A 12,605-nucleotide genomic window follows, 5' to 3' on the forward strand; every position below is an offset into this window, starting at 1 on the left:
GAAGGCAGATGTCAGTGGGTAGCGCCCCAGGCGGCGCGCTATTGCACGCCCTGCTTTTGGCCGTGGTCTGCTCGACCGCGCTGGCCGCGCAATCAAGGTCCGCAGCCGCGTTCGAGCTGTTCGGCCTCAAGCTGTGGGCGCCTTCCAGCGACGAGGACGCCGACACCGTCGATCCACTGCGCTACACGGTGACCATCGAGGCGCCCGACGCCGACGAGGACATCGCCGAGAAGCTCGAAAACGCCTCGGCGCTGAAAGACGACGAAGAACGTCCAGTCTCTGGTTCGCTCGGCCTGCTGGCCAAGGCCCGTGGCGACCGCGACCAGCTTGTCGCCGCACTTTACGCGGACGCCCGCTACGAGGGCGTCGTCACCATCACCATCGAAGGCAAGCCGCTCGACGATTTGCCGCCCGACGCCGAATTTTCGGGTCCGCAGCCGATTCCGGTGGTGATCAACATTGCGGCCGGGCCGAAATTCACGCTTGGCGACATCAGGCTGGAGGGCGATGCGGCGGGGCTGATGAGTGCCGATTATGGTTTGATATCGGGCGGCGACGCTAGTTCGGGCGCAGTCCTCGAAGCTGAGGCGCTGATAGTGCGGACGCTGAAGGAGCGGGGCATGCCGCTCGCTGAGGTCACCGACCGGCAGATCGTCGCCAACCACACCACCTCGACGCTCGACGTGACGCTGACCGTGGCCGCCGGGCCGGCTGCCGGCTACGGCAACACCACGGTCGAAGGCACCGAAAAGGTCGACCGCAATTTCGCCGAATACATGACCGGCCTGAAGCGCGGCCGCCAATATTCGCCGGAAGAGGTCGACGAGGCGCGTGACCGGCTGCTCGCGCTGGAAGTCTTCAACAGCGTGACGCTGAAGGAGGCCGAGAGTCTCGATGCCGACGGCAACGTCCCGATCGGCGTCGAAGTGAGCGATCGCAAGCCGCGCTATTTCGGTCTAGGCGGAACCTTCTCTAACACCGATAGCCTGGACCTGAAAGGCTATTGGGGCCACCGCAATCTGTTCGGCCGTGCCGAAAAACTGCGCATCGAGGGCGCAATCAGCGGTATCGGCAGCAAGCCGAGCGAGCTCAACTACAATGCCGGCATCATGTCCGAGAAGATGATCGGGCCGGCGTCAAAGTTTTTCGCCGGCGTCAAGACCGTGCTCGAGCACCCTGACGCCTATGAGCATTTCTCGGTCAAGGGCAACACCGGTCTGTCTTATGAACTCGACAAGCAACAGACGGTTTCCGCGGAAGTCGCGCTCGACTATTCGGAGATCACCGATCCTTTCGGCGAGCACAAATATCTGATCGCCAGCATTCCGCTCCAATATGTCTACGACGACAGAGACAACCGGCTGAACCCAACCAGCGGATTCCGGGTACTGACCTCTGCCGATCCCAGCCGCGACATCATGAGCGGCGCGGCCTTCCTCCTACTGACGGGGGAGGGATCGGCCTATCAGTCGCTGGATTCAGCCTCGAAGTTCGTGCTGGCCGAAAGGGTCGCGGTTGGTTCTATCGTCCGCACCGGGTTTCAGAATGTGCCGGCCAACCGGCGCTTCTATTCCGGCGGTGGTGGTTCGGTGCGCGGCTACGGCTATAAGGGCATAGGCCCGAAGGACTTCACCGGCCAGCCTATCGGCGGCCTATCCTTCTTCGAAACCTCGCTCGAGATGCGGATCGCCGTCACCGACAAGATCGGCATCGTGCCCTTCGTCGATGCCGGTACGGTATCGAATATGTCGGTTCCCAACTTTTCCGACGTCAAGGTCGGCGCCGGTGTCGGCCTGCGCTATTTCACGCCATTCGGGCCGCTGCGCATCGATGCGGCGGTGCCGTTCAACCGGGGTCCCGATGACCCGCATTTCGGCATCTATGCCGGCATGGGACAGGCGTTCTGAGCGATGGAGATATTCAGGCGCATCCTTGGCATTGTCCTCTACTCGCTGCTCATCGAGGTAGGCGGAGCGATTGGGGCGCTCGTCGTCCTGGGCAGGAACGAGCATGGACAAGACAACCTCGCCGGCATCATTTAGCGCCTGTCTTCGAGCGACGAACGCAAGATCACGGGCAGCGGCATCGACGGCATCTGCTCTGGAGCGTTCAGCGTCGACCATTCGTGCTAAGACCGCGAAGGCGCTTGGCTGGTGGCGCGCGAAGTGGCCATCCATTGGTGGCCGCTGGCGCTGCTGTCCAAGAGTTTCTGCGCTGATCGCATCGGGGCCGAGCGCATTCCAACTCGCAAGTCCGCCGTGGTCGGTACGCAGCCACCCACGCAGGGCGGCACCACGACGCTGCCGCTCCGTTTCCAACATGAGGCAGATCGACCAACGGAAAATGCCCTTGGCCAGCAACGAAGCCGCGCCGAGGACGGTCGAGGCGGTGCTCAACGTCGCCCGCCATGACGCAAAGCAAGCCAATGTCGATGCGAACGTCCATTTTTGTCGGCGGACAGCAAGTTCGATATAATGCCAAGACGTCGGAGCTCGCCAACCTGCTCGATCTGCCAGATGAGGCTCCGCATCATCATTCGGGGACCGGGTCGGGCGAGGCGATCGGGGGCGATGTGGAATGAGCCGATGCTCCGCCAAACGCCGCTGGCTTCGCACGCGTGACATTCACACACGGTCACATGAGGTAACGTCGGCGGGGCAATCTTGCGTCCACCGGCCGGTTTACGCGAGGCCGGCCTCGCGATTGGTTTGGTGACTCCGATCGAAAGTGCGGAAGCTGTTGCGATCGTGCTCCGCGGCTCCTTTGAAGGTGGCGGCGAACACATCGCTCTGGGTGGTACGATACCCCCGAAGAAAGGTGGTCCTACGGGGCCCTCTTTAAACGGTCTGTGGAATGAGCCGAAGCCGTCACAGGCATCCGTCCCATGGGCTGCGACAGCCGGGGGCTATGCATATTGGCGCCGGTATTTTTTCGGGTGTCCCTTTCGTCCCGTTGGCTCAACGGCCGCCAGAAGTCGTCTCGCTTGTGTCAGCCTCGACATGGCCCCTCTCGACGTCCGTTAGGATGGCGCAGCCGAGAACCGACCAAAATCGCTTTCCGGGATCCGCGCAATCGCGGTCCGTGAATTCTGACAACGAATGGCCGCTCCACATCGGATGCAGGTTCACCGACACATTATCGTCTTGCTCCCTGCCTAAACGAGTCTGCCTCTGGGCGAAATCCTCCGATTCCAAATCCGCTGAGCGCTCTTCCTCGAGGGTGGCGTCGGAGCGCAGGGCTCGAACGAGACTCTCGAATTTGCTAACCCCGCGCCCTGCCTCACGCGCCGTGCCGTACGCCTCCTCACGTGCCTGCCGAGCTAAGTCGGTTTGTGCCCTTGCCTGTTCGAGGTGCTGTTGGAGTAGCTGTTCGTGTTGACGCAGCGAGATCATCTTCGCATTCACCTCGTCAAGATCAATGAGCGCGGCGGCTTCCCCGATCAAAGGGTCGTATAGCGCGGCTTCGCGAGCGGGAAGGTCTTCGCGCCATCTACGAAGGTCCGTCAAGGCGGTTCCGACAGCCGCGACAGCATTGTCGAGAGTCGTGTGCCTCAGGCGCAGTGCATCTTCGGCGCGGCGGCGCCGCATTTTCTTCAATTCGAGAAGGCGGTCCACGGGGTTGGGAGTCATGCCAGACACGCGGCAAGCTCATCGAGCATTGCGTCGAAGCCGATCTGCTCATTTGTCGACTGTCGCAAGAACCTTCGCACCTGGTCTATCTTGGCGATCGCTGCATCGACGAGCGGATCGGCTCCTTTCCTGTACTCGCCAACGCGTACCAACAGTTCCACCTCCTGGTATTTGGCCATCAGCTGCCGCAGGCTGCCCGCCAACAATTCATGGTCTGACGACACGATAGCGCTCATGACGCGGCTCACACTGGCCAGAATGTCGATAGCGGGATAGTGGTTCGACATCGCCAAGGCGCGTGAGAGCACGATATGACCATCGAGGACAGATCGGGTTTCATCGGCCACCGGTTCGGCCATATCATCGCCCTCCACAAGCACGGTGTAGAAGGCCGTTATGGATCCAAGGTGGTTGTTCCCAGTGCGTTCCATAAGCCGCGGCAGTGAAGCAAAAACCGATGGCGGGAAACCACGCCGCGTCGGCGGCTCGCCGGCCGCAAGACCAATTTCCCTCAGTGCACGCGCGAAACGGGTCACCGAATCCATGAGAAGCAGCACACGCTTTCCTTGGTCGCGGTACCATTCGGCGATCGTCGTCGCGACGTAGGCCGCCTTGGCTCGCTCCGTTGCGGATCGGTCGGAACTGGCGACGACAAGAACGACTCTCGAACGCGCTTCTGCGTCGACGCTGTGTTCGATCAACTCCTGCACCTCCCGGCCACGCTCGCCGATTAGAGCTATCACGATCACGTCGACCGCTGCGCCACGCACCAGCATCGACATGAGGGTACTCTTGCCCCCGCCCGCAGCGGCAAAGATGCCGATACGCTGTCCCTCGCCGCACGTTAGAAGACCATCAATCGCCCGGATGCCGACAGGAAGAACGTTGTCGATGATACGCCGGGTTAAGGGATCCGGTGCCTCCCTGTAGACGGGTACCCGGTCTTCCGGAAGCAAAGGCCCATTGGTGGATGTGTCCAGAGGTCGGCCGAAACCGTCGAGTACGCGGCCGAGCAAGTTCCAGCCGGTTGGTACCATGAGCGGCTTTCCCGTAGGGATCACTTCAGTGAGCGTGGAGAGGCCCTGCATTTCCCCTAGAGGTGTCAGTATAGCGACGTCGCACTGCACGCCAACCACTTCCGCCGACAGTTCGAAGTTGTTCCCCGGATTGCGAAGAGTGCAAAGGTCGCCGATGCGGGCGCCCGGCGCCATGGCACGGATAACCGTTCCAACGATCTGGAGGACACGGCCGCGGACGTGCATTGTCGAAGCCTGCGCAACTGCTCGTTTTGCGAGCTGGAAGAAACGATCGATGTTCTCGTGCTCGGGGGAAATAGCGTCCGTCGGCTCGGCTGGCTCGGACATCACCTTGGTGTTCCGACATCACTATGGTTTGGCTTTGCAGAGTCTAGTAGGGCGCTACGCAGGCCGCTTTCGATCGCCGCAAGCTGGCTCTCGATCGTGGCGTCGACCAGTCCGGCATCGGTCTCGAGAATGCATCCCGCATCCTTTACGCGCGCGTCGGCGATCAGGTCGACGACGGCGCGCGATGTCGCGGTCGGGAGGATCTCGTCTAACCGGTTGCGGACCGCCTCTAGGAGCGACGGTGCCACACGTACTCGGACGAGGGAGTTGTGGCCCGCGAATTTCAGACCGCGCATAGCGATCTGCACTGCCGCCTCCACCGGCTCGATAGTGTCGATGATGCGGCGCGCGATCTGCAGGCCCATGTCGATGATCTGTGCCTCATTCTGCGCCATAATGCGCAGAGAATCCGTGGCGATCGCGGTCAAACGGGCTTCGATTGCCGCTTGTGCTGCAGCCAGGCCAGCCTCTTTGGCCCTTACCTCGATCGCTCGGGCAGATCCGCGCGCCGCATCGATGAGCGCATTAGCTTCGCGCCGTGCCTGTGTAAGCACTTGCTCGGCATCTATCAGTGTCTGTGCGCTCCCGGCCGGCAAGATTCGCCCAGGGCCGAGGATACCGGCCGATGCAGGTGTCAGCTGAACCAATGCGACCATTGGGGCATCCTTTTACGGATCAGGCGCCGCATCGCATAAAATGCGTCCTCGCCAGCATTGTCGTCACGACATTTGTCCACCGCCGCCGCCCAGATTGGCGCGGGCCGGCGCAAGCCCAACCGAGTCCGCAGCATTTGCGGAATGTCACCAATCGCAAGACCGAACATCGCCGCGCCGCATTGAAGCAAAGCGCTGGGCGCTGACGGAATGTCAGAAACACCGAGCGCCGACATCAGTTCGGCAGTCGGCCGCGGCAGAAGTGCGGCTTGCGAAGCGAATGCGACGGCTTCTTCACCGAGGTTAGCGCGAGCGGCCACGATTTCGCTCGTCCGAAGAAGTCTTGTAAGGCCGGATGCACCCACCCAGGCGCCGGCCAGGCGCATAAGGCGCACGGCGTCTGGAGCCGGGAGGAACGCGAGCCGGCTTCGTCGCGCGGCGCCAGCGAAAATGATTGCGGACGGTTCATCCCTTTGGCTACGAAGGAGCCAGCACCCAAGCTTAACACGAGTGAACGGGTCCGTGTGAGCACTATCCAGCGGCATCCATTCGGGCCAACCATGCACCATTGTGAAATCGAGATCAGCGGCAGGATCGGCAATGCAGTACATCACGGCCCTCGCCCACGGTGCTTCAAGCCATTCATCCGACATCGCGTCTGATCTTCCGGTGATCACTGCTGAATTGTTCGATACGATTAATCTCACTGAGCCGCTATCCAGATGTCTGACGGGGGCGACGCCATAGCAGGAACGCGAGGACGCCATTGCCGATTAGCAATACCGCTATGCCGCATACAAGCCCGATCACCAGATGGGGTGGTGCGCTACTATGTTGTGACGTGACAACGGGCGTTCTATCGACGGAACGCAATGCATTATCCTGGCTTGCCTCTACGAGGACGACGGAGACCCTTTCATAGGATAGGCCTGCCAAGCTGTTTGCGACGAGCTCCTTGATTTTTGGTACCATCTGATCGACCGTAGTGCCGGGTGTGTAACGGACAAGCACAGCAGCGCTCGAGGGGAAGGACGGTCGTCGATCGTCACTCGCCTCTTCGGGTGACACCACATGGACCCGGGCATTGAGCACGCCATCGAAGATGGACAGGGTCCGCGACAGCTCCTGTGTGATGCCATAAATGTAACGCACACGCTCTTCTGTCGGGGATGAGATCATGCCTTCATTCTTGAAAAGACTGCCCATATCGGCGTAGGGGTCGTGAGGCAGTCCGGCGCCGTTCAACACTTCCATGGCAGGGGGAACATCCCTAATATCTACTGACAACGAGGCAGTGCCGCTGTTGTCTGTCGTTTTTTCGGCATAGATGCCTTGACTCATGAGTAGTGCGAGCATTTCGTTCGCTTCGTGCGCCGGAAGATCGCGATACAGCTCGAGCTTCGATTCGCAGCTCCCCAGCGTCAACAACAAGAGAAGTGTCGCCAGCCGCTTCAAGACAAAGTCATGCCATCCATCAGCGTAGATCATTGGTTTCTCAGGAAATTGTCCAGGCTCTGCGTGGCCTTTCCGACCACCTTTGCCAACATGTCGCACTCCAGGGACAAAGCTGAGAGCGCGAGCTGTGCGTTCAGCCAGTCGCCTGAGTGGATTTCTTCCATGCCCGCTGTGCTATGAGCGGCTTCCACGGCGTGGGTAAAGCTGGCGCTTAGCTTCTCCATGCTGCTGAGGATGGCGTCTCCCGGTGTCCGGGCGACGCCAGATCCGCGCGCCACCTCGGTCGACTCATCGATTGCATCGGTCGCTGACTGGTCGTGGTGTGGCGACAACTCGGATCGATGGAATTCGGCACGAAAGGCGTCAAGGGATTCAGTCGGTAACTCCGATACAAATGCAGCGTCCGTTGGCAAAACAGACGTCACCGCGAGTGGGCTGATGCTGCTCACCAGATGTCCCTCTCTACAGCATGTCCCACCGAGTGCTTGCCAAAAGCGGCGACGAGTCCATCGACATCAGGATCTCCACCCGGAACCCGTCTGAGTACAGCATCGCGCTCGCTGAGCCGTCCGGCAAGATGGAGAGCCAGCGCCTTGAACGCTAACCCGTATGCATCATTACTATCCGAAAGCGGACGAAGCTGCTCCAGCGCTGCCTCAATATCCCCTACCGTCAGATCCGCAACGGCGTGAGCGATAACGGACTCCCTACTGCCCGGCGCAAGAGCGCTAAGTCCTTTCGCAATCCGTCTTGCCCGCACTACGTCGTTCGAGATGCAAGCCAAGAATGCCGCTTCGGCAAGTTTTCGCCGTAAGCCGCCCCCGATCTCAGTGCTACTCTCGGATGATACAGATGTACACCAAGGAGACATCGTATATCGAACTCCCTTTCTCCGCCGTTTGCGCGCATTTCCGGTGACTATTCCATCGGGCTACGGACCGTTCTGACCTGCCTGAACCTCTTCATCGCTCCCGAACACGGCTCCTTAACTTACATCCGGGACGGCCAATCAATACGGTGGCGGCCACTTCGATAAAGGGTTTGCCAACTGGTAAGCACGCATAAGAATCATATTCTTACCGCTTATGTTGTTCCGTACAACTCCACGCACAAATACAAATTACATATGCAACCATAGTTTCTTCCTATGGCACTGAACGGGACAGCGTGCTCCTCATCCATCACATTTCTCCGCTGCCATCGCGCGTTCTTATGTATGCATATTGTTATAATATTGGTCGTTCTGTGAACCTTGAGCTATTGAATACTACTGCTGCATCTATGGTGATCCATCGGTGGGAACTGGGGCGCAAACGCCATCAAGTCACTGACGGTAAAGTTCTCACCTTGAGCAAGAAGGGAATGAGGGCGTGACGCCAACATCGACAGAGCATGTCATGTCAGTGGCCTTGGGGCACTTGTTGAAGAGTTCAGATCGTTTTTCCGCCTCGTCCGTGGATGTGGCGCGTGTTGAGCTTGCCGTCGACGATGTTGGGATCGTTCTTGAGGCGACAGGCCTACGATCGGCGCGACTAATCAGCAGGATTGCAAAGACACTGCCGGACAATGAAGGGGAGATCCGTGAATTGCTCGGAGAGAACCTGCTTTACTGTGTTTCCGCCCAGGTGGCGCTCTGTGCTGATGGAGGCGGTGCTCTGCTCCTGTGGGCTGACATTGATAATGTCGATGGCGATCGGACGGTTGTAAGAGAACAAATGACGTCATTCTGTAATGCGGTTATTTATTGGGATGGAATCTCCCGTCGGCATCGCAGCGTTAAGCAGTCGCTGCTCTCCAGGGATCAAAACTTCGCCCGCGACCTCGATGTTCATTGGCGCAATGCCTGCGATCCCGCGGATCAACGTACGGATGGCAAAGATGTCGATAGGACGCTGGAGAGTGCGCGGCAAACGATCACGCAGGTGGAGAGCTTCTTGAGAGAAGGTCAGGCGCAGTTCGGTCGGCAAGCTGAGCTCTTCGGCGACTATGCCATCACCGACGATGTCATTTCCGCGTTCGTTGAGGCTCAAGACGAGGGTTTTCGGCAAGCTTACACATGTGAGCGGCAGGCGGTGCTGAGGGACGTCATGACTCCCATGTCCAATCATCTGCCGGTACGTGGGCCGCGCGTCAAGCCCATGCGGCAGAGGGTCTAAGGCGGTGACGCAGAAGGTAGAGGAGCCAGTAACGGGCGGTGGCGAAGTGGACACTTCTGAGGCTGGACGGCTGGCACGGCTTACGGAAGAGATCATCGGAGGGCGTACGGATTTGGCGGCTGTCATTGGGATCACGGATGACGAACTCGATGCGGTCTACGCGCTCGGCCATCGTTTCTATTCCGCCGGTAGATACGGCGAGGCGCTGAGCTTCTTTCGTTTCCTGTGCATACACCGGTACATCGACCCGAGATTTTGGTTCGGATTCGGTGCTGCCAGTCAAATGTTGGGCGATTCAGCAAATGCCGTGCGTGCCTACGGACTGGCTGCGCTGCTGAACGACGAGGATCCGCAGATCCCGCTTCGCGCTGCGAAATGTCTCATCAAGCTCGATCAGCCGGCGGCAGCCGTGAGCGCGCTTGAGAGCGTTTTGGCGCTTAGCGGCGGGAACCCTGAGCATAGAGCTTTCGCTCAGCACGCGTCGCTGATGCTGCGCCAGCTCAGGCCCGAATCAGCATGTGAAAGAGGCAGCGATGCATAACGTAAGCATGACGGAAGCGATCGGTGGAATGCTACTTAAAGCAGGGGTGCTAACTCAGGTCGACGCTCCCCTCAGCAATTTTTCGGCTGGTTTTAGCAAGTCGGGCGCTGAACTTGCGCTACCACCGGTCTCTGGCGGCGCTCCGGCGTCGGATGCGGTCCCAACGCTACCCCCACCACGGGCTTTTGATGCGATGGAACTGGCTGCGAAGTTTCTAGCCCTCAAGATGAAGATGGCCGACGGCCAGGCTGCCGCGGGTATGGAGGATATACGGCACCGGGGTGAACTGCAGAAGCAGCAGAACGAGAAAATCGCCCGAAACATTATCGACGCGGCGGAGAAGTTGAGGGAAGCGAAGAAGAGTTCGAGCGCCGCGAGGATATTTGGATGGATTGCGGTCGCGCTGTCGGTGGTAGCGGCGGTGGTCACCGGCGGGATTTTCGCCTTTTCGGCCGCAGCAGTGGCAGTGGCAGTGGGGACCCTGACCGAGACGGGGGTCATCGAAAGGATGACGCAGGCCATTGCGAAGAGCCTCATCGAAGACCAGGGGATGGCGGAGGATTGCGCCGTGATTTGGGCCTCTATCATTACGGCTCTCATCATCCTTGCTCCTTCGGCGGCATGCATGGTGGGTGCCGGTGCCGTGTCTGGTGGGTGGAATGCGGTGACGAGCATTGCCACGAAGATCACAAGCCAGGGCGATAAGCTGGCGAAGATTGCTAATGTAAGTCAGCGGCTTGCGACAGCGGCTCTGGCGGGCGAAGGTACTGCTTCGGCAGCCGAGTTCTGCGCAGGGCTCGTGAGCGGAATCTTCAAGTATCAGGCGACGAACGCCCGGGTGGAGACGCTGGATATCAGGAAATTCCTCGGCAGGCTGGCCCAACTTCAAGAGGACGAAATGGCGCGCATCCAGGAATTGGTTGTCGGCATCAAGACCATGACGCAAAGAGTTGTCGATGCCATCGAGGCGCAGTGTCGATCCGCGTCAACCGTCATACGGCATATCGGCTGACGAGCGATAATAGCTGTCCAGACCTACCAGAACGCTAGGAGAGTATGCATGCTACACACTGTCGTACAAGCAAACGACAGTCGCGGCCCTCGTCTGCCGGGCGGGGATTTGGATGAACATTGGCCCTTTTTGCCTATGTCCGCGACGTCTAATGGCATGGGTGTGAGGTACGGCGAACTGATAACAACACCGGCCGATCTTTTCAAGTTGGCATCGGCCGGTTCGCCAACGCTGGCAGACATCGTCGTCCAAAACAAGGGTGCCGAAACCGGTCTGGGAGCACGGCTCGCCTCGGTCGATATATATGCAGTTGGTGCGTTGCTGCACAGCCTCAGTCTGAAGTTGCGGGAATCTGCAAGACTGGACCGGCAGGCCGCGCGTGACTGCGATATTGCCGCACAGGAAGCTGCTGCCAAGGCGCTTCGCGCTTCTGGGATATGTGAACTGGTCGGCACGCTCCTAACCTCGGCCTTCGCGATAGCCGGTGCGGGCGTCAGTATTATGGGCGCGAGCAAAGCACAGACTCGCTTCGATGCGAAGCTCAGCGGTTTGAACGGACCGGGTTTTCGGGCCGCAGAGCCATCTCCGAAGGCCAGCCAACCGCCCGCCGTTGACCAGAATAGGATCTACAGAGCGCTTCGCGCTTCTGGGATACGTGAGCTGGTCGGCACGCTCCTAACCTCCGCCTTCGCGATAGCCGGTGCGCGCGTGAGCACTAAGGGCGCGAGCAAAGCACGGACTCGCCTCGATGCGAAGCTCAGCGGTTCAAAGGAAGCGAGTTTCCGGGCTGACCTGCAGCAGCCTGAACCGAAGCTGGTCCCAGAGCCATCCCTACAGGCTAGCCAGCCGCCCCCCGTTGACCTGACTAGGATCTACAAAGCCCAGCAAGTCGCCCACGAGACGACCATGATCTGGAGCGGCCTCGCCACGGGCATGAACGAGGTCGGTAAGATCCCAGGTGCCGCATTCAAAATGGGGGCAACCGGTGAGCAGGAGAAAAAGGCAAAGCTGGAAGCGGAGGGTACCAAGATGCGCTCTCGCGCCGACGACGAGAGTGAATTCAAGTTAGCGTATGAAAAGATGATCCAGGATGTTCTGGAAAAGCTTTCCGAAGTGAGACGCGCGGACGCTGACACGAGGAGCAAGATCGTCAACATGGGGTGAGAGCAGGAACAAGGTAATCTGCGCAGGAAAGGCCAGTGGCAATGTCAAACGTGATCCCCCCAAATCAACTTTCTCGCGATGCGTCCAATATCCCCCGGGCCGGGGGCGACTTGAGCGCGTTGGCACTGCTAGTCCAGATAGAACGGTTTAGTCTTCTTGAGGATCAAGTTAGAGATGAATTCGACGACATGCAGAAGCGGAACGATTGGCTAAAGACCGCGAACTCCGCTCTGGCCGCGCTACGCGCTAACCGGCCTGACGACAAGGGAATACGGTCGTATGGCGAGTTTGTGGACGCGCACGGCGAGACCCAGAATACCCATCAGTGGATGCTCGCGAACGGCATCGCTATCGAGCAGAAAGCAGGCGATACCTCCGGTGTTCAGTCGGATTTCGATGCCGCTATCTCCAACCTGAAGGCGCGCATCGATACCGAAAATAGCGAATCGCAGATGGCGCTCATTCGCCTGCAGTCTCTATTGGACAAAGTAAATCGGTGTGTTGAACTCGCGACCAACTTGGTGGCCAAGGATGGCAAGGCCAAGGAGAACATCATCGCCAATATCAGGTAATGAGCGGATTGGTTGCCGAGGCGGACAGGATAAAAATCCCCGGTTCGCGAATCTAAGCT

12 protein-coding genes are annotated in these 12,605 nt (G+C 59.4%); 6 read left to right on the forward strand and 6 right to left on the reverse strand.

From position 1 onward, the window contains the following. Positions 1-8 precede the first annotated feature (8 nt). The gene (locus BPNPMPFG_RS37500) at positions 9-1,907 is read left to right on the forward strand and encodes an autotransporter assembly complex protein TamA (protein WP_495885015.1); all 1,899 of its coding nucleotides are present in this window, start codon (positions 9-11) and stop codon (positions 1,905-1,907) included. Between the two features lie 1,050 nt (positions 1,908-2,957). On the opposite strand, the gene BPNPMPFG_RS37505 is transcribed toward BPNPMPFG_RS37500, so the two are convergent. The 6 genes from BPNPMPFG_RS37505 to sctI form a co-directional block, all read right to left on the reverse strand. Further along, positions 2,958-3,629, reverse strand: a complete 672-nt coding sequence (locus BPNPMPFG_RS37505) for a type III secretion protein (RefSeq protein ID WP_258599084.1) — start codon at positions 3,627-3,629, stop codon at positions 2,958-2,960. Beyond that, positions 3,626-4,891: a type III secretion system ATPase SctN gene (gene sctN, locus BPNPMPFG_RS37510; protein ID WP_258599085.1), complete on the reverse strand. Its 1,266-nt coding sequence runs from the start codon at positions 4,889-4,891 to the stop codon at positions 3,626-3,628. The genes BPNPMPFG_RS37505 and sctN overlap by 4 nt, the downstream gene beginning before the upstream one ends. Before the next feature lie 101 nt (positions 4,892-4,992). After that, positions 4,993-5,649, reverse strand: a complete 657-nt coding sequence (locus BPNPMPFG_RS37515) for a FliH/SctL family protein (RefSeq protein ID WP_183465861.1) — start codon at positions 5,647-5,649, stop codon at positions 4,993-4,995. Continuing rightward, positions 5,628-6,299, reverse strand: coding sequence for a hypothetical protein (locus tag BPNPMPFG_RS37520; RefSeq protein WP_258598869.1), 672 nt, complete (start codon positions 6,297-6,299; stop codon positions 5,628-5,630). The genes BPNPMPFG_RS37515 and BPNPMPFG_RS37520 overlap by 22 nt, the downstream gene beginning before the upstream one ends. Before the next feature lie 61 nt (positions 6,300-6,360). Beyond that, a complete protein-coding gene (gene sctJ, locus BPNPMPFG_RS37525) occupies positions 6,361-7,134 on the reverse strand; it encodes a type III secretion system inner membrane ring lipoprotein SctJ (RefSeq protein ID WP_258598870.1) in 774 nt (257 codons plus the stop codon). After that, on the reverse strand, positions 7,131-7,550 hold the full coding sequence (gene sctI / locus BPNPMPFG_RS37530) for a type III secretion system inner rod subunit SctI (protein WP_183455422.1): 420 nt from the start codon (positions 7,548-7,550) through the stop codon (positions 7,131-7,133). The genes sctJ and sctI overlap by 4 nt, the downstream gene beginning before the upstream one ends. Before the next feature lie 921 nt (positions 7,551-8,471). Between sctI and BPNPMPFG_RS37535 the strand changes: the two genes are divergently transcribed. The 5 genes from BPNPMPFG_RS37535 to BPNPMPFG_RS37555 are packed head-to-tail and all read left to right on the forward strand — an operon-like array spanning position 8,472 to position 12,546. Next, positions 8,472-9,257, forward strand: a complete 786-nt coding sequence (locus BPNPMPFG_RS37535; RefSeq protein ID WP_258598871.1) for a hypothetical protein — start codon at positions 8,472-8,474, stop codon at positions 9,255-9,257. 4 nt (positions 9,258-9,261) lie between these two features. Next, on the forward strand, positions 9,262-9,798 hold the full coding sequence (locus BPNPMPFG_RS37540; protein ID WP_183455424.1) for a SycD/LcrH family type III secretion system chaperone: 537 nt from the start codon (positions 9,262-9,264) through the stop codon (positions 9,796-9,798). Positions 9,799-9,805: 7 nt separating this feature from the next. Beyond that, positions 9,806-10,810 carry a type III secretion system translocon subunit SseC family protein gene (gene sctE / locus BPNPMPFG_RS37545; protein ID WP_258598873.1) on the forward strand — a complete coding sequence of 335 codons (1,005 nt, stop codon included), beginning with the start codon at positions 9,806-9,808 and terminating at the stop codon, positions 10,808-10,810. Positions 10,811-10,858: 48 nt separating this feature from the next. Then, positions 10,859-11,974, forward strand: a complete 1,116-nt coding sequence (locus BPNPMPFG_RS37550; protein WP_258598874.1) for a hypothetical protein — start codon at positions 10,859-10,861, stop codon at positions 11,972-11,974. 41 nt (positions 11,975-12,015) lie between these two features. Next, complete coding sequence (locus tag BPNPMPFG_RS37555; RefSeq protein ID WP_183455427.1) at positions 12,016-12,546, forward strand: hypothetical protein; 531 nt, start codon at positions 12,016-12,018, stop codon at positions 12,544-12,546. Positions 12,547-12,605 lie beyond the last annotated feature (59 nt).

This window comes from Mesorhizobium sp. AR07 (assembly GCF_024746815.1).
Lineage (GTDB): Bacteria > Pseudomonadota > Alphaproteobacteria > Rhizobiales > Rhizobiaceae > Mesorhizobium.